Source organism: Turneriella parva DSM 21527 (assembly GCF_000266885.1).
GTDB classification, from domain to species: Bacteria; Spirochaetota; Leptospiria; order Turneriellales; family Turneriellaceae; genus Turneriella; species Turneriella parva.
This window is the reverse complement of the sequence record NC_018020.1, coordinates 804,441-823,207: the sequence shown is the minus strand read 5'-3', so window position 1 is coordinate 823,207 and position 18,767 is coordinate 804,441. Positions and strand designations below refer to the sequence as shown.

The 18,767-nt window shown below is 52.9% G+C and carries 9 protein-coding genes; 3 read left to right on the top strand and 6 right to left on the bottom strand.

Annotation, left to right across the window (positions count from 1 at the left end; translation table 11 throughout):
- Nucleotides 1-51: 51 nt before the first annotated feature.
- From TURPA_RS03840 to TURPA_RS03835, 3 genes are all read right to left on the bottom strand, one after another.
- On the bottom strand, nucleotides 52-615 hold the full coding sequence (locus TURPA_RS03840) for a hypothetical protein (protein WP_014801968.1): 564 nt from the start codon (nucleotides 613-615) through the stop codon (nucleotides 52-54).
- A gap of 84 nt (nucleotides 616-699) precedes the next feature.
- Complete coding sequence (locus TURPA_RS23315) at nucleotides 700-1,098, bottom strand: hypothetical protein (RefSeq protein ID WP_014801967.1); 399 nt, start codon at nucleotides 1,096-1,098, stop codon at nucleotides 700-702.
- The gene (locus TURPA_RS03835; protein WP_169314397.1) at nucleotides 1,095-8,159 is read right to left on the bottom strand and encodes an FG-GAP-like repeat-containing protein; all 7,065 of its coding nucleotides are present in this window, start codon (nucleotides 8,157-8,159) and stop codon (nucleotides 1,095-1,097) included. The genes TURPA_RS23315 and TURPA_RS03835 overlap by 4 nt, the downstream gene beginning before the upstream one ends.
- Nucleotides 8,160-8,598: 439 nt before the next feature.
- Between TURPA_RS03835 and TURPA_RS03825 the strand changes: the two genes are divergently transcribed.
- Entirely contained in the window at nucleotides 8,599-9,744 is a 1,146-nt protein-coding gene (locus TURPA_RS03825) for an ACP S-malonyltransferase (protein ID WP_014801965.1), read from the top strand.
- 40 nt (nucleotides 9,745-9,784) lie between these two features.
- On the opposite strand, the gene TURPA_RS03820 is transcribed toward TURPA_RS03825, so the two are convergent.
- Nucleotides 9,785-10,594, bottom strand: coding sequence for an STAS domain-containing protein (locus tag TURPA_RS03820; RefSeq protein WP_014801964.1), 810 nt, complete (start codon nucleotides 10,592-10,594; stop codon nucleotides 9,785-9,787).
- Between the two features lie 35 nt (nucleotides 10,595-10,629).
- Nucleotides 10,630-11,640, bottom strand: coding sequence for a hypothetical protein (locus tag TURPA_RS03815; protein ID WP_014801963.1), 1,011 nt, complete (start codon nucleotides 11,638-11,640; stop codon nucleotides 10,630-10,632).
- An 86-nt stretch (nucleotides 11,641-11,726) separates the two neighbouring features.
- Here TURPA_RS03815 and TURPA_RS03810 point away from each other — a divergent pair, with 86 nt between their 5' ends.
- A complete protein-coding gene (locus TURPA_RS03810; protein ID WP_169314396.1) occupies nucleotides 11,727-14,375 on the top strand; it encodes a chemotaxis protein CheW in 2,649 nt (882 codons plus the stop codon).
- A gap of 26 nt (nucleotides 14,376-14,401) precedes the next feature.
- On the opposite strand, the gene carB is transcribed toward TURPA_RS03810, so the two are convergent.
- Entirely contained in the window at nucleotides 14,402-17,767 is a 3,366-nt protein-coding gene (carB, locus tag TURPA_RS03805; protein ID WP_014801961.1) for a carbamoyl-phosphate synthase large subunit, read from the bottom strand.
- Nucleotides 17,768-17,926: 159 nt separating this feature from the next.
- Here carB and TURPA_RS03800 point away from each other — a divergent pair, with 159 nt between their 5' ends.
- On the top strand, nucleotides 17,927-18,691 hold the full coding sequence (locus TURPA_RS03800; protein WP_041948283.1) for a hypothetical protein: 765 nt from the start codon (nucleotides 17,927-17,929) through the stop codon (nucleotides 18,689-18,691).
- Nucleotides 18,692-18,767 lie beyond the last annotated feature (76 nt).

The following is an 18,767-nucleotide window of genomic DNA, read 5'->3' as shown; positions in this document are numbered from 1 at the left end:
GATTCCCCGTTTCGCAGGCCCTCAATTTCTTGACGCCGAGGCATTTTTCGCTCAATCTGATAGTATTTCAATAGTCATTTTCTCAATCATTAAAGCGGTTAAGCCGCGTTCTTCTGCGGTTGTCGCGACCTCGTAAAACATCACAGATTGATATCTATCTTGACTATCAACGATGTATACGTTTGTTATTTTACCTCGAACCGATTGATCACCGGTCTCCCCGTAGGCTGCCGAGTTACTTGTCACATAGAGAGTATACATTTTCGAAATTTTATTTTGGCGAAGAATTCTCTCATTTTTGGCCAAGTCTTTCCTAAAGGCATTCACGCTGGCGGTCGCTGTGGCGAAATAGCCTGAAAATTCTATTCGCTTGTCGATATCGCCCGTGGCCTGAATTACGGGGCCTGCTATATTGCCGTCAATTTGCCAGATTTGAGGTATGATCACAGTAACTTTTACGCGATCACCAGAGGGAAAAGGCAAAATCAGCGAGAAATTTTTACCTAATCCGAGCCTAGGACTAACAACGTTGGTCACAGATTCGGGTTTCTTGGTGCAGTTTGCCAAAAGAACCAGAACACCAAAAGCGACCATAAAAAATTTGTGGTTTTTCATGTTACCTCAATGCAGTTTGACTTGCATACCTATCGGCTACCGCGTACGTACGTGTTGCGCTTAACCATGAATTCCTCGAAGTTCTTAACGAATTCTTGAATAATAATCTAATGCGGCATCACATTCAGCAGCTATGCCGCAACCATAAAATGTTCGCTCTCTATCAAAAGGTATTATGCGGTTGCCTTCAATTTTGAATCGAAGCGTTCTGCTTGAAGGTGGCGCAAATCTAAACTCAATGGTGCTGTTCAAGATGCTATATGTTCCCGAGACTTGCCGCATCGTGTTGCATGTCCAGAACGCTGCCGTGAATTTTCCGTCTGAGGCGATTTTGAGGGCAGTTTTCTCTGGGCGGTCTGCTAGACACTGCCCCTGATGATAGTACGTGCCGATTATATTTGGTTGTTGGCTGCTGATGTCGCCTGAACATGCTGCCAGAATACAAAAAAAAACCAACAACGGATACCCTTTGAGACTCATCATGGCGCAGGATTAACTAAAACGCCCCTTATTCGTACACCATAATGCAAGTGTCTGCCAACACGTACATTACTGACGAAATCCCAGCCTGTATTACCCGTTCTGCCAATAACTTGATTCATGGAAACCCGGGCCCCGTGTTGAACATTAACCTGAGACAGGTGTGCATACATTGATTCACCACGGGCATGTACAACGCGCAGATGTAAACCATATCGTTCAGACACGCCTATGAAACCTTGCCCATCAGTCGTTGACGGCACTGGCACGCCCGTTGGCTTACCATAATCTATCCCGCGATGAGATGGATAGTCCGGATCGGCATACTTGAAGGTAATCTGTGACTTCTTGAATGGAAGCTTGGTTGGGCCATTTGAATTTTCATAGATGGGTGCCCATTCGACATCATCTAAACTCACCATACCGCAGCCCGCGCGCTCGCTTGCACACAACTCGTAGCCCTCGCGCAGGTTCATTTGAGCTTGAAGTTCATCCAATTCTGTTAAGTTAGCGGCGTAGTCTTTCGCGCGCATAGCATCCCAACCATACGCCACGCTTGCAAGCACCAGGCCGCTGAAAAGCCCTATCGAACCGCCCACCATACCCTGCGCGATGCCGTCCCAAAAGCTGGCCTCGTTAAGCCACGCATTTGCCGCGCCGCCAACGAAACCAGCTGCATAGCCAGCTGTCATGCCCTGCGTCACCGCGAGTGCGTACGTGCCTTGCGCAGCGAGGGGTGCGGCGGCTGCGACCGCCGTCGTGACCCACGCACCTGTGACAGCAGCGAGGCCGCCTGCGAGTGCACCTTTGACGGCCGCGCCCCAATTGAACTCCACTGTTCTATTGACCCAACCGGCGAAATTGCCACCAGTACCCGCGGCAATACCCCCTATGATCGCGCCGATGAGAAACGGTACAAACCACCAATGGCCGGTGGGGTCGTTGTACATGATCGGGTTGCCGCGCACGTACGCGTGGCGGTTGTATGCCATCGGGTCGCCGCCATCGGGTATTACGCTGTCGGCGCTGGTGAAGACGCCGAGCTGCGGGTCGTAATAACGGGCGTTGTAGTACATGAGGCCGACTTCGTAGTCAAGAGTCTGATCAGTGTAGCGGGCGGCGACGCTGCCCATCGCCACCTGCGCGGTCGATTTTTCAAGCTCGCCTGTCTCAAGATTCAATTTGCCGGTCAGATTTTGGTCGATCTCACCGAACGGCAAATAATGAATGCGCATCTCTTCGTCACCGCGCGAGTCGGTAATGAGCACGGCGGATTGCAAGTGGTTCTGGTGGTAAAAATGCATGCCCGGCGGCACGCCTGCAAGAAGCTCTGACATGACCGCGCCCTCGTCGAGACTCGCATAACCAGGTGCTTGCAAGGCTGGGTTCGTGCGCGCGCAGTTAGCCGTCAAGAACGCGCTCGCGAAAGCCAGCGCGAGAGTGCGGCGGGCGGCGCCAAAGGCGTCGCGCTCGTAGTGCAGCATCAAAATGAAAAATACGGCCAGACAGATTGCAAGTGCAACTAGCATCAATAACCGTTTGTTTGCGAGAATAAAGGTTTTGGCTTCGAGGGTGTAGGCCACTGCGAGGTAGCCTGTAAACTGTGCGAGGCCTGACATCGTGTTCATATTTGCCAGGTTCGCCTGAGCAACGTAAAAACGCGCGTCGCTGGTCATGGCGAGCATGCCGCCTTTTACTTCGTCGACGACCATGGCTAAGCGATCGCCAGAAGGCCCAAAAATGAAGCGCTGCTTCTGGGTCGTCCACTCTGGCTGATTGCCTTGAGCGTCGTACTTAGCAAGCTGCCGCACTTCAATACCGCCAAAATAGTATGTCTCAACTCGGGGATTATCCGCAGTTCTTGGGCATTGAAAGTTCTCAGGCCCGCCTGTGCAGCGCGGTAAAAGTATTTTCTTGTAACGCTGCCCGGTTTCATCGTACAAGAACTGAACCGCCTGGCCTGCAAATTTGCCTGCTGTTTCTTCGGCGTAAGCGAGCATATTGTGGCCGTTATAAATAAAGTTCTGCGATAGAGCATTCGAGGTTTTTCGAATTAGGTTGCCTTGATCATCATGCGTCGCCGTGATGGTCATCGCTTCGGCGGTCGGCGACGCGATGTCGCTGCGCACCAGGTGTGTAGTGTTAGGGGCATACACATTTCGCGTGTATTCTTTCTGTGTCAGGTTGCCTAAATTGTCGAATGCATAGCTGAAATGCTCGCCGTCGCCACGTGCGGCCGTCTTCAGCCGATTATGTATATCATAAGCGTAAGTATAGCTCGCTTCAGGCATGACGCTGTCTGTGATTTGAGTCAGATTACCATGCCCATCGAAAAGATAACCGAGGTCAGCGAGAATCTGGTTACCGGCGGAGAAAACTTTGAGGTGCGAGAGCATCTGTGTTTGTGCATCAAATGCGTATTCGTGTTTTACGCCGTTTGCCAGCTGGCTGCGTGTAAACTTTCCAGCAGGGTTGTAGTCGCTGTAATGGGCAATTGCGATACCTTCATGGTTGATGGCAGTGACCAAGCTCGTTGCGCCAGCGTACTGAAACTCGCTCACTGCCATATCAGGATACGTGACAGATTTCTTGCGGCCGAGCTCATCAAAATCGGTGGTGGTTATGGCATGGTAAGGCAAGGCGTTTGAAAGATTGCTGATATTGTCAAAAATATCCACAACTGTGCCCACCGTGTTACCAAGCGCATCGTAGTGAAATCGCTTCTTGATAGTATTGCTGCCTTCAACTAAGCTGGGTTTATCTTGCCAGAATGAACCATTGGTACGGGTTAAGTGGCTAACAGAAGTCAGCCGATTTGCGCCGTATGTGCTTGCTGTCTCGCCGTAAGCAAAAGTCGTCTGTTCCGTAAAGCCACCGATATTATCGGGGCCAATGTAATCTCTCTTTTCTTTGATACGGCCCCAATCGTCGTACTCGAATGTAGTGCCAATGCCCGCATTGGGGGTCTGGCCAAAACCATATCGCGCAATACGCGAGGGCTTCATGAAACCACCCTTGCCGGTTTCACCAAGAGCAGCGCCGACGTAGTCGTACTCAAGGCTTTCGATGCCATTTTTCTGGCTGGAAATTTTTGTCACGAGACCTGCGAGATGGTCGTATTCGTAGGTGATCGTATCTTGAGGTGATCGAATAGTCTTAATCTTACCATTCTCAAAGTAATCGAATGTTGTGACCAAGGGTGATGCGCTACGGGCACCATCGACAATGCGCAGAGGTTTACCCTGCGCGTTCTTATAGATATCTTTTCGTTTGCCATTGGGTTCAATCGTTGTCACGCGCGAAGCCACGCCAAGAGGCGGTGTGCAATAACTTTCGCCTTCACAACTTTCGAAAGGTTGGTTGTATTCCATGCGAGTCGTGCTGCCGTTGGCCGCGCGAACGCTTATGATTCGATCTTGTTCGTCGTATTCGTACACAAGCCATGCGGTTGGCGAACCGTTGCCTTCTTGATCAGAAAAGAATGGCAGTGATTCCCTTGATTTGCGGAATAGTGTATCGTATTCGATTTTGACAGCCGAATAGGTCTGCGAATTTTCAGCACCTTGCGCTGCAGGCGAAACACGTAGCATTTCACGGCCCATGATGTCAGTGCGCGTCAGATTGCACGAAACCTGTTCAAATGAGGCGCCAAAGTATTGGCATACTTTCAAAGTCTTGCCTTCGCTGTCTTCATTGTACGTCGTCGTAGCCTTGCGCAAAATGCGACCATGGTTGTCGTACCGCAGTTCTTCAACAGAGCGACCCTGGGTGTCATACTTGGTCGTCGCGAAACCATGATCATAATTGCCAGTGAAAATCACCTTGCCAAAGCGTGGGTCATATGCACTGCTTGAAGCGATGCAGTTACCCGGTTGATTTTCCTGGTCTCGGCTACCGCATTCAGTTGTCGATAACGGAAATTGGCCGTACTGCATATCGTAATATATGTGCTTTGAAGCGCCCGTATTGAGACTATATTCTGTAGATATTTGACCCGCAGAGTTATAGAGGTATTGAGTTGCAATATTCCGCGATATCGTGCCGCTGCCATTTAGAGGCACGAACCGGCCAAGTGACCGACTTATTGTGCGTGGTTTGTCAAAGGGCCCCGAGTTGAAAGCATAGGCAACCCGCTCGAAAGGTCTGCCATCGCTCGGGACAATAATTTGTCGCCAATCCAATGTCTCATTGATTGCCGAAAAATCTGAAAACCTTGAGGGGCGAAGTTGCGCGTCACTGTCTTCGATTGGCTGCGTCATTTTACTTGTCACGTGATTATCTTGGTACGCCACAATCGATTTGTATCTAATTTCGCCATCGCGATGAAAAAACAACCGCGTCTTCGGGTTTTCAAGTTCAAACGAAGTTGGTACTGGTTCTACGCTCTTTATAGTCAAATAGGGACTGTCGCCGATTGTTTGTGTCACGGCAGTGAGGGCCGATGACATTTCAGGTAGCTCTTCTGTCGGGTGTAACTGCTGCCAATGCTCAAGCAGCCATAGAGGCGGCGAATAAGTATCTAGTTGTAAAAGTTTGCCTGACGTTGAGTATATCGCGACGGCTTTGGGTTTCAAAGCATAACCTGGTTCTTGAAACCACTGAATTTCTTTGCGGCGGCCGCGCAGACGATCGTGTTCGGTCGTTTCGGCGAAACCCAGATACCGGGTGGCACTGGTACGTTCAATGTACGCTTTGGCATACCGATATTCGTAAGCCGAGTGGCTTTGAAGTAAACGATTCGCCAATAACTTATGTTCAGTTACCAGATTCTGTGGTGCAGGCCACAGGCGATATGGGTTTGAATACGTGCCGACTTTGGGTCGGTGTGCATCTGGCATCGAAGTCGAAACCCGATAGCTAATTTCTTCACGAATACCATAGAGCGATTGGCTTGAGGTCATCTGATCTGGTACAGGGCCTGCACTCAAGTCGAGCCCTGCATGTCCCGAATGCGGCAGTCTGTTTTTCGAAATAATCAGTAAGTCAGGCATGCTGTCGGCATTTAGATCGCCCGCCAAAAGCTCAAATTCCGCGCCGAGGCCACCACTTGTCATGGTCTGGGTTAATTGAGAAGTTTGCGCCTTATGGGTAAAGCTGGCGCCGGTAGAGAATTCTACGTGCAAATTGCCGTTCCACGGCTCGATGTGCGCACCTAGCCCGCCACTCCGTGCGAATACCAAATCAGTCTTGCCATCAAGATTATAGTCGATTGGCAACACCTTGTAGAAATCTAATCCATTGCCAGCGCGGGCCATGAGCGCTGGTGTTTCGGCAGCCCAAGCCTGACTAATGAAGCCTGTACCCGTGTTGAGGTCAACGCGAATATTTTTAGCCGATGAGAAATCCAAATTAGGGATCGTACATTGGTTCTGCTGCGTGCAGTTTGAATAATCTACCGTATTCACCTGCTGTATCGTCGCAATGTCAATGCGTCCGTCGCCGTTGAAGTCGCCTGGCAAAAGCATAAAGTCGCCAGAACCTTGAGCAATGACGCTCGCAGTCGGCGTTGGCCAAGTCTCTGAGGCAAAACCTGCGCCAGTTGATTTTTCAACGGCAAACCATGTTGACCAGCCACCCCCACCGCGCTTGGCAATCACAATGTCGGTAAAACCGTCGGCGTTAATATCAACTGGCAAAATCTTGTAATCGGCAATATTGCCCCCGCCATTGTATATGTGCCGAGCAGCGCCAGATCGCCAAAGTTCGGCGTGGCCGAGGCCTTCGCCATAACCACTCCGCAGAATCAGAAAATTATCTGCCCAAAAGCTCGTTGTGATATCAGGGCATTGCGACATCAAGCCACCAGAAATGAACATGTTTGCAATTGAACCGGTAACGTTACAAGCCAATCCATTCCAGTACCAGCCCGGTGGTGGCGAAATGGTGGCCGCAATTACGACAATGTCGGTTGTCCCGTTTTTGTCGATATCGGCTGGCAAAAACCGATAATCCCAGGTCTCACCTCCGGTGTCATACATCAACTTACCGACCGGGTTATTGGCGATCACTGTGGTAAAACCAGTTCCCGTTGAGTATTCGGTGATAATTGCTCGGTACCAGATATCGCCCGGGCCAATAGAACTTTTTCGTGCGACTGAAAAATCCGTTCGACCGTCACCGTTGAAATCACCAGGTACTATCGCATAATGGCCTAGGCCACCGCCGCTTGCGAACATCTGTTGCACGGCCTGAGATTGCCAAACCTCAGATCGAAAGCCGTTTTTCGTTGATATCTCCAGCGCAATCCAGCTTGCCCAGCCGTTGGCGACTTGGGGTTTATGGATCGTCGCAAGGTCAGTGATACCATCTCCGTTGAAGTCACCTGACATTACGGCATAACTGCGCATGCTGCCGCCGCCATTGTACATGTGCTCGGTTGTCCCAGCGGGCCACGTCTGATAGGTTGCTGTTACAGCAGCGCCTGAGTATGTGAAAACAGCACTGTTTGGCAAAAGATTATCGTCTTCGTCGCGAACTTCGATCGCTGTTAGCAAATCTCGGCCTGTCCCCTGGCTCTTTGCATAACTGAAAGAGTACCGCCGAAATGAATTGCCGCCGAAACAAAATGTCGTCACCCAGAGGTCCGCACAGTATCTATCCAATTTTACTTCGATTGTTTTCAGTCTCTTTCGAATTGTAACCGGTGCCCCATCGCTGTAAACAACCTGTGGCTCAGATAAGTTTTCGTACTCAAAATCAACATATTTGTAGAGTTGGCTGTTTGGGCTATATGTATAGGTAATTCTTTCAGGATAGATTTCACCACCGGACTCGAGATACTGTATAGTGTAAAAGAGGCCTGAGGCATTTGCGATCTTATCTGCGGCCCAAATGCGGTAAGCGTTCTTGCCTTGTGCTTCAACTCGGCTGTTGCTGCTCGAACCAAAAAAGACTTGCGAGCCATTTTCGGCGGCGCCTACCCAACTGCATGGTTCTGTTTCGATGCGGCCACAATCGGTAAAGAGCGGCGTAAACGTTTGGCCGGGTAACGTATAGCTGCTATTGTTGACTTTTCGCAGCTTCGTGCCAGCGAGATGATAATCGTCGCTACCGAGATACTGCATACCCCTGGCCCGGCCAATCATTGGCACGCCTGAGAGTGCCCAGCCGACGCCAGCAATGCTGCTCGCGCTATTTGCACTATTGTATGTCAAGGCCAAGTCAGTGGGCCCGACACCATCAAGAGCGGGCGGCATTACTATTGGTATTGTGTGAGTAAAGGTGCCGTTAGGGGTAACGATGCTGAAAGCCTGGGTAGTTGACAATGTAAAAATCGCAGTCACGATTCGCCATCGGGTTATCGCAACCCGGGACAATATGTTTAAGCCCATTAAGGCCCTCCGCACGATTAGCTGGCATCTATATTGTGCGGCGCGTCAGGCCGTAAAGTTGATTTCCGAGCTTGTGCCAATTCGAATAAATGCTTAGTAATTTCAAACGACGCATAAAGGCAGAAATAAAGACGTGCTCGACGCGGTGTTCACTTTCTCATAAGCGCTGCGAATGGCAAAACTACTCGAAGCCGCGAACGCGGGTCAGGCAAAGTTCTTTCTTCAGTTTGGTGGGCAGGGCGCCCCTTACCTCAAAGAAATGCAGAAGCTTTATACCGAAGCTTCCATGAAACCCTACTTCGAAATCGTCATCTCGGCGATCGAAGCTGCGGCGAAGATGGTCGAAGGTACCGTTGCGCATCCCGAGAAAGTCGACTTTCGTAAATGGCTCACCGAGCCCGACTCTGCACCCGCCGACGATGCGATGTCGATCGCCGGCATCTCTCTCGGCCTCATCGAAGCAACGCAGTTCGCGCACTATGAATATCTGCACCAGCAGGGTTTTGACCGCAAAGAAATGCTAAAACACACAGTTGCCGCCAGCGGTCACAGCCAGGGCCTCATCGCTGCAAGTTTCACTGCGCTCGGCCTCGAAGGCCAGGCTTACAACGATGCGCTGTACAAATATATTCAATACCTCTTTCTAATGGGTGTGCGCGCACAAGAGGTTTTTCCGCATATTTATGCAACGGCTGACGAGAATGCGAAGAGCGAAGCTCTGGGCGCGAAAGGCCCCGCGCCGATGGTCGCGGTTCTCGGCGAATCGCACGCGACAGTCGAAAGCTGGGTGAAAGAGTTTAACGGCGCGGCGAAGAAGATTTTCGTCAGTCTCTATAACACTCCCAACAACCGCATTCTTTCCGGCGCACGCGCCGACCTCATTGCATTTCATGAACGCTACAAGGCGGAGTTCGAAGCGAAGCAGATTAAGTTCGTCTATCTGCGGTCAACCTGCCCTTTCCACTGCGAGCTGATGACGCCCATTCTCGAAAAGTTCAAGCCCGACCTCGCAAAAATCGGTTTTGACTACAAAGGTGCGGATCTCAAGTTTCCTGTTTACTCTTTCTGGGACGGAGCCAACCTGCAGAACGAACCTGAGCTCGGCCTGCGCATGACTGACGACCTCATGGTCAAAACCCTCTTCTGGGAAAAATCGATGCTGCCAGTCAAAAACGACAAATCGATCACCGCAATTCTCGACTTTGGCCCTGGCAAAACCAGCCAGCGCCTGAGTATGGATACCCTCGCAGGGCTTGGCCACGAAGTGCCCGTCTATGCCATCGCTTTTGCGAAAGATTTGAAAACAGTTTTAGAATAGCACTTATGAACATCTCGTAGGGGTAGGTTTAAACCTACCCCTACGCCGTAGTGCCTTTATACGTAAAACGAAAGCGGCACGCGGGGCAGAGATAATCGCCTCCGGCCGCGACCCTGAGCACACTTTTACAGTTCGGGCAGGTGATAAGTCTTTTCGTACCCGTATTCACTTTTATTTCGCGGGCTTCGGGCGGTGCAGCTGGCTGGGGTGGCTCGGCGGGTGGAGAATCCACGACGGTTGCAGCGGCTGCAGGTGCAGCCTGTTCTTGAGAGCCGCTAACCATAGTCGCAGGCGTCGGTGTGGCACTTTCGCTGATCGGGTGTAACCCTTTCTTGTTCTCAGAAAAATTCTCTTCGACAACCATCTCATTTTGCGCATTGCCTTCTGGGGCCAACGCAGGTTGCGGCTCTTCAGGCTTGGCTGCCTGGGTTTCTTGCGCGGCTTCGGGCAGAACCCTGAGTTCTGCCATTTCGACCATCGCCGGGGCTTCGGGCTTCTCGACTTTCTTAAAGCCAGTCAGCGCAGCGATGGCTTCGTCATAATCATTGGCGAAATGCATTTTGGCCTCGAGGCCGAGAAAGCGCAGCAATTGGCGGGTTTCGCCCGAAAGCTGAAACAGTACCATCTTGCCCGATTGGTTGGCGAGGTGTGCCTGCAGGTCTATCAGCGAACTGATACCCGCAGAAGAGATGTATTCGAGGCAAAGGCAGTCAATGGCGAAAGCCCGGTAGCCTGCGGTAATTTTCTCCTGAAACCAGCCGCGAAAATCTGAGGCGCTCTGCGAATCGAGCGAACCTTCGAGTTCAATGACCAGAACATCTTTTTCCAGGGCTGTGTTGAATTCGAGCATAATGCGTTATAGTCTGCCTATAGCCAACTGGTCTCTCACTGTGCAGGTTCGATCAGGATAGCGTCAAGAATCTCGGTCTGCGGGCGCTGCTGCGGCAGTGCAGGCGGCGGCTGATTGACGCGCTTTTCGATTTCGCTGAGTTTGCCGCTCAGCGCCTTGAAACCATGCGAAACTTCGGTCTTGATGACCTCATTTTCCCACATATAGGTTAGCGCGCTTTTCCATTCGCGCTGTATTGCATTGGCCCTCAGCAAGAAGGCGAACAGAATAACGGCAGTTGCGATAAAGCCGGCGAGAAAAGCCATCGCGAAAAGCAGCAGATATTTGTTCAGAATCGCCGCGAGATAATAATACTCTGAAAGCCGGTTCATGACGACGTGCAGTGTCGCGTACGACTTCTCTTTGCGGGTGCGCGCATCGACTTCTTTCAGCGCGACGCTGAAGTCAGTCGAATAGTGCACGTCTGACCCCATGAGCGTGTCGACGATGAACGAATTCTTGCCGTGAAAAATACCCTCTGGCTTTTCGAGATTCTGCTGCTGCACGCTATTTGCCTCATAGAACAGCGAAGAGTGATAGAATTCGTTATTGTACTTGGCAGAAACGGCATTCGCAGCCTCTTGGGTCAGAGTGGTAACGAGCGACAGGTCTGAATGCGCGAGCACACGGCCATCTTTACGCAAAATGAAGATTTCCGTAACGGGTCTTTCACCCTCGAGGTACTGGTTCTTGTTGACGATGCCCGCGAATATCGCGCTGACACGCGCCATTGACTTCTGGTCTGTCGCCAGCGTGTTTGCCGACAGCGAAAGGGCAATTTCACGGCCGCGTTCCGTGTAGCCCATTTCGAACTGGCGGGCAGTTTCTTTCAGCGATATCAGGCAAAAGGTACTGAGCGCTCCGAGAATTACGAGTTCAACGAGCAGAAAGATACCCAGTGCGAAGCTGAACGTGAAGCTGCGTACGTTAACCTTGTCGCCGCGCAGCGCATGAATGCCCTGTGCCGGCGCCTGCTGTTCAGTTGAGCCCTCGAGCGATGGAACCATATTCAGTTATCGGCCGTCTGGTTTGGCCTTTACACAAAATTATTTGTCTCTGCCTGCCTGAAAAACACCGAAAATAGGGCATGGCCGTGAGCGCTGAAGTATCAGCATTTCTCGAAGATCTGACCGAAAATCTCGCCGCAATCGAGCAGGCGCTGGTGCAGCTCGAAGAAGCCCCGCAGAGCACCGAATATCTGCACGAAGTCTTTCGTGCCGCGCATACCATCAAGGGCAACGCGGCGATGATGAACCTGACGAACCTCGTTGCGTTGGGCCATGCGGTCGAAACCGCCCTGCAAGAGGTGCTCGCAGGTGGGGTTACGCTCACCCGCGACAGTATTGGCCTTTTTACCGAATGCCGCTCCGTTATGGCAGCGATCGGTCAGGCACTGAAGAAAGGCAGTGACCCGAATGCGATACCCATAAGAGAGCTGACAGACCGCATTCAGGTATTGCTTCTCGAAACCGGGCAGCGCGAGGCCAAAGAATCTTCGGCCGAGATGGAGCGCGAACTCACTGTCACGTTGCATATATCGCGTTCAGAACTCGCTCCTTCGGTTCGCGCATTTCTGGCCGAAACACGGCTCGCAGAATTCGGTACTATTTTGCGCAAAGAGCCGGGTGACGACGCGCTCGAAAGCCCTCAGTTCGCCGCGTCTGACCGGCAGCTGCTGTTCGTGCTGAAGACCTCATCTGATGCGGCAGAAATTCGTGAGAACCTGAACATTGACCTGATCGAAAATGTCGCGATCGCCGAAGGTTCAACGACCGCTGCCTCGGCGCAGGCGCAGGCACGCTCTGCGATCGCCGCCGCGAAAGTCGCCGATGCACCCGCTGATATCGCAGCACCCGCGAGCGATACAGTGCGACTATCGGTGCGCACGCTCGACCAATTGCTCAACCTGACAGGAGAATTGGTTATTACCAACAGCGGCTTGCAGCATCTGGCCGACGAATTTGCCCAGTTTCATTTGCCCGCCGAAGAATCGATTAAGCTGACCGACAAGAGTCGTGAAATTTTTCGCGTCGCCGCAGAAATTCAGGCGATCGTCATGAAAGCCCGCATGCTGCCGATCGAGCACGTGTTCTCAAGATTTAAGCGTTTCGTGCGCGACTATGCAGATAAATCGGGCAAAGCCCTTCGCCTTGAAATCACCGGAGCCGAGACAGAACTGGATAAGCGCGTCATCGATGAAATGGTGAAGCCGCTGACGCACCTGATTCGCAATGCACTTGATCATGGTGTCGAACTACCCGATGAGCGCATCGCGCAGGGTAAGACAGCAGAGGCGACACTGCGCATCGCCGCCGCACAATCTGGCAGTAGCATTCTGATTTCGGTTGAAGACGATGGTCGGGGTCTCAACCGCCGCAAAATTGTCGAGCGGGCCTTGGCAAAGGGCCTTGTTTCGGCCGAGAGGGTTGATTCTCTTACCGACGCCGAGGTGCAGGATTTCATTTTCATGCCGGGCTTTTCGACCAAAGAAGCGGCTGACGATATTTCAGGTCGCGGCTTTGGTATGGATATCGTGCGCGATTCGATACGCAAACTTTCGGGTGATCTGCAGATAACCTCGATTGAAGGGCAGGGAACCCGCATGGTCGTCAAGCTGCCTCTGACGCTCGCTATCTTGACCGCGCTCACGTTCAGAGTGCGTAACGATATTTTTGCGGCGCCGCTGAACTCGATTGAAGAGAGTCTGCGCGTGCCTGCGGGCAGTGTCGTGCGCGTACAGGGGCGCGAGTCTTTGCACGTGCGCGACGAGGTGATTCCGTTTATTCGCCTCGACCGGGCTTTGGGGTACCCTGCGATAGAAGACAGCGGAGAGCACGTGCATGTGATTCTGGCTGAAATTAACCGGCACCGCGTCGCGATCAGCATCGACGAGTTTCTCAAAAAGCAAGAACTCGTGGTCAAGTCGCTCGGTGAACATTACCGGCATGTACCGGGCATTGCGGGCGTGTCTATGCTTGGGGACAGCGACATCATTTTCATCGTCGACCTTGAAGAAATCGTGCAGATGCACCGGTCAAGAGGCCACATGCCAACACGCGAATCGGCGCAGGCCAAAAATAGTGATCGCCGAACCGAGTCTGAAAATGATATGCAGAGTATTGGCATCGAGGCAATTGAGGTTGAACAGAAAGCCGCTGAGGCCAGGCCCATGACACCCATAATCGACATCAACGACAAAGAATTTGTCCGCAACTGGATAGCGCAGAGTAACAAGACGGCCGTGCAGGGCATTCAGATGCTAACTGGCATCAGCACGATTGCGGTCAAAAAAAGCAAAGGTTCGCGGCTCAAGGCAGAAAAATCGCACGAGGCGACTCGCAAGATTCTCGACCGCATCAACGACATTATTCTGATCCATTTACCGATGCTGCCGGCTGCCGGGGCCATCGATCTGGTGCTCGGGCGCGACGCCGCAGAAAAGATGTCACAGATTCTGTTCAGCGCCGCGGGCATTGCGCACGAGGGCGAATTTGACCCGAGTCCCTTGCTCGAGATCACGAACATTCTCGGCAGCGCGTACACGAATACGCTGACCTTTTTGACTGAGAAATCGGTCGAGCCGGCTACACCCTCGCTCTTGGCGACACCTGAAGCGATACGGGGATTAATCGACGAGAGGCTTGCATCGCCCCGCTCTGAATTACTCGTGATTGAGAACCAGTTCAGAATTGGTGATGAAGATATCGAAATCGGTCTGATGATCTATCTGACCGGAAACTGATTCACGCGGCGCGGGTGCCGCATGAATTATGTACGCATCTGCGTTTCTTGCAAAACGTAAACTTCTTCACGCTTGCCGTTCATCTCAACCATACCGAAGAGGGCTTCACGCGCCGCTTCGACCGTGGTGAAGTAAGGGATAGAATATTGCAGGGCTGAGAGGCGAATTTCGAGCGCGTCGTTGCGCGTCTTGATGTCGGTCGGTATGTTAATAATGAGCTGCACCGAACCTGACTTGACGCTGTCGACCACATGGGGGCGGCCTTCGTGTACCTTGTTGACGCGCTCGGTTGCTATGCCTGCCTCGCTGAGACGCTGCGCCGTGCCATCGGTCGCCATGATGGTATAACCTGCCGCCGCAGCCGCCTTGAGTGCAGGCAAAAGCGGGGGTTTCGAGGCATCGTTCACCGAAACAAAGATTGTGCCCTTTTCGGGCAGCCTTTGGCCCGCAGCGACCTGCGCCTTGAAAAAGGCTTCGGGCACCGTTCGCCCGATGCCCATAACTTCACCGGTAGATTTCATTTCGGGGCCAAGAATGGTGTCGGCCCCCGAGAATTTCTTAAATGGCAGCACCACCTCTTTCACGTGGTAGAGTTCGGGCAATATTTCTTTCGTCAGGCCCAGGCTCTTCAGCGAGTGGCCGAGCATGATTTTGGTCGCGATCTTTGCGAGTGGCACCTTGATCGCTTTTGAGATAAACGGCACCGTGCGTGAAGCGCGAGGGTTTACTTCGAGCACATAAACATCGCTGCCGACGATGGCAAACTGAATGTTAATGCAGCCGATGACCTTGAGTTCGAGCGCAATTGCCCGCGTCGTCTTGCGCAGCTCGTCTAAAATTGCATCGCTGATGTTCTTGGTCGGCAATATGCAGGCGCTGTCGCCCGAGTGTACCCCTGCTTCTTCGACGTGTTCGAGAATGCCCGCAATGAAAACGTCGTTACCGTCGCTGAGTGCGTCGACATCGACCTCTAGGGCACCCGACAAGAACTGGTCGATCAGCACGGGGCGCTCACGGCTCACCTCGACGCTCGTCTGCATATACGCGCGCAGCTGGTCTTCGGTGTGCACGATCATCATCGCCCGGCCGCCGAGCACGAACGAAGGGCGTGCCAACACCGGATAACCAACTTCGGTCGCCGCCGCGAGAGCCTCTTCGAGCGAAGCAGCCATGCGGCCGCGCGGCTGTTTGAGTTTTAGTTTATCGATGAGATCGTTGAATAGCCGGCGGTCTTCGGCCCGCTCGATATTCTCAACGCTGGTGCCGAGAATCTTGACCCCGTTCGCGCTGAGCGCTTTTGCGAGCTTCAGCGGTGTCTGGCCGCCGAACTGCAAAATGACGCCCTTGAGGTCGCCGCTTTGTTTCTCTTGGTCGTGAATGTGCATCACATCTTCGACGGTGAGAGGTTCAAAGTATAGCCTGTCTGACGTGTCGTAATCGGTAGAGACCGTCTCAGGGTTCGAGTTCACCATGATGCTCTCTATCCCAATTTCTTGCAGCGCATAGCTGGCGTGGCAGCAGCAATAATCGAATTCGATGCCCTGGCCGATGCGGTTCGGCCCGCCGCCGAGAATCATGACCTTTGCACGGTCTGAAATTTCGGCCTCGTTTTCGGTCTCGTAGGTACCGTACATGTAGGGAGTGAACGATTCGAATTCTGCTGCGCAGGTATCGACACGCTTGTAGACGGGGGTCTCTTTGGCCTCGAGGCGCGCGCCGCGAATCGCAGCTTCTTGAGCTTGCAAGATCTGCGTGATATCTGACATGCGCGCCATGTATGCCGAAGAGCCGGGCTCCATGCGCGCAAGTTCATGCGTCATTTTTTCAATTTGGTCAAAAGCGCTCAGAAACGCCAGCTGGCGATCATGAAAGCCTGCCTGCTTTGCTTCGCGCATCAGCTCTTTCGAGATCGTCTTTTGGCTGCGGTACGCTTCGCGCACGCGGTTCTCGACGTCGAGAATGCGTTTCAGCTGTGTCAAAAACCACTTATCGATAAAGGTGCGCTGGTAGACCTCGTCGAGAGCAAAGTTGCGCGCCAATGCCTCGCGCAGATATAAAATGCGTGTGTCTGACGGAACGCTGATCTTCTCGAGAATATGGCGGCGCTGCGTGGCCTCGTCGCCGATGCGCAGAATTTCGAGCGTCGTCTCGAGGTTGCCGTCTGCACCCCAGCCATAACGGCCGGTCTCGAGCGAGCGCATCGCCTTCTGAAACGACTCGGCAAACGTGCGGCCGATCGCCATCGCTTCACCGACCGAGCGCATCTGTGTGTCGAGCACACGCTGCGTTTCGGGAAATTTCTCAAAAGTGAAGCGGGGTATTTTCGTGACGACGTAGTCGATTGTCGGCTCGAAGCTCGCCGGAGTTTTTTTGGTAATGTCGTTTGAGATCTCGTCGAGCGTATAGCCGACTGAAAGCAGGGCGGCAATTTTCGCAATGGGGAAGCCCGTCGCCTTTGAAGCCAGGGCCGACGACCTTGAAACACGCGGGTTCATTTCGACGATCATAATCTGGCCGTCGCGCGGGTTCACGGCGAACTGAATATTCGAACCGCCGGTTTCAACGCCGATTTCACGGATTATCTTGATCGAGAGGTCGCGCAGGTTCTGGTACTCGACGTCTGAGAGTGTCTGCTGCGGCGCCACCGTGATCGAGTCGCCGGTGTGCACGCCCATTGGGTCGAGGTTTTCGATGCTGCAGATAATCACGACGTTGTCGGCGACGTCGCGCATAACCTCGAGTTCATATTCTTTCCAGCCGAGAATGCTCTGGTCGATCAACACCTGGTGCGTCGGGCTTTCAGTCAGAGCTTTTGTCACCATCGCGATGTATTCTTCACGATTGTAGCAAATACCGCCGCCGCTACCGCCGAGTGTAAATGACGGCCGCAGAATTGCCGGCAGGCCGATGCGGTCAATCAGTGCAAGCGCTTCTTCGAGGCTGGTGACGATACCCGATTCGGGCATCGCTGCGCCGATTTTCTCCATCGCTTCTTTGAAGAGCTTGCGGTCTTCGGCTTTCTTGATTGCGGCTTCGTTGGCGCCGATCAGCTCGACACCATATTGTTTGAGCACGCCTGCATGTGACAGCGCGAGCGCGGCGTTGAGGGCTGTTTGCCCGCCGACCGTCGGCAGCAGAGCATCGGGGCGTTCTTGTTCGATAATACGCGTCAGGTAGGGCAGTGAAATCGGCTCGACATAAACCCTGTCGGCAAGCTCAGGGTCGGTCATGATCGTCGCCGGGTTTGAATTGATAAGAATGACTTCGTAGCCTTCTTGTTTAAGGGCCTTTACGGCTTGAGTGCCCGAATAATCAAATTCACAGGCCTGACCAATAACGATTGGCCCAGAACCGATAATCATGATTTTCTTGAGATCGGTGCGGCGTGGCACGCGTCATACCGTGCCTTCGACACAGGCGGTCAAAGAGAAGGAACTTTTAACCATAATTCTGGGTCAGCAAGGGCAATCCGCCGGGTTTTGCCGTCTACCAAATGAACCGGCAGCGAGGCATAAATGACGACGCGAACACTGTCTGGTAGGGGCACGCGAATGTGGCCGGCCAGATTTGCCAGACAAACGCTGCTATGGTTGGCCTTGTGCTGCATTAACCCCGCAATTTCTGCGTTCTCATACAGCCCGAGGCCGCACCTGGTTTTTGTCGAAGGTTCTCTCGGTGGCGGCTGGAACTCGGCCTTCAGCCGCGAGGCAGACATCGTGAACGGTGCCGGGCCGTTTTTCTGGTCACACGACGGTAGCTTTTACCGTTATCGATCCTCCGATCTGATGCTTTCTGCCGGTTTCGGCTACGAGTTTCTCATGCTGCCCTGGGTCGGCTTCAGGGCCGCGTACGCATACCATTCATACCTCAGCAACTGGACAGCCCGCACGGGCACAGGCCGTTACAGCCGCAGCTCGGTCATCGGCGGGCAGGTTGCCGAAACCGACGGTTACTTTATCGGGCCCGTGTTTCGCTATAACCCATTCGGTTGGCCGATTCACTTTGAGTTTCCGGTGCTTTGGGGCATGCACAGCGGCAGCTACAAACCGCTGCAGGGTTATACAGAATTTCGCGAACGCAATACCTCGCTGCCACAACTCACAGATGAATACCGTGAACAACCGCTCGAACTGTCTAAGTGGCGCTTTGGGTTGGGTTTTGCTTTTCTTCAAGAAGGATTTCCCCTATACTTGAGCATGCAGTTCTTATACGAGGCTGCCGTCACCCTCACGACAGTTGGGCCGGGCGATGTGATGCCCGCCGGTTCTGCGTGGCAGTCATTCATGGTTACGTTCGCCGGCGGCTGGCGATTCTAGCATTTACCAAAATGTTCGCCTCTCGTGGCAAATCGGCTTCACAGGAATAGTCATAATGAAAACAGGGTCTGTTTGC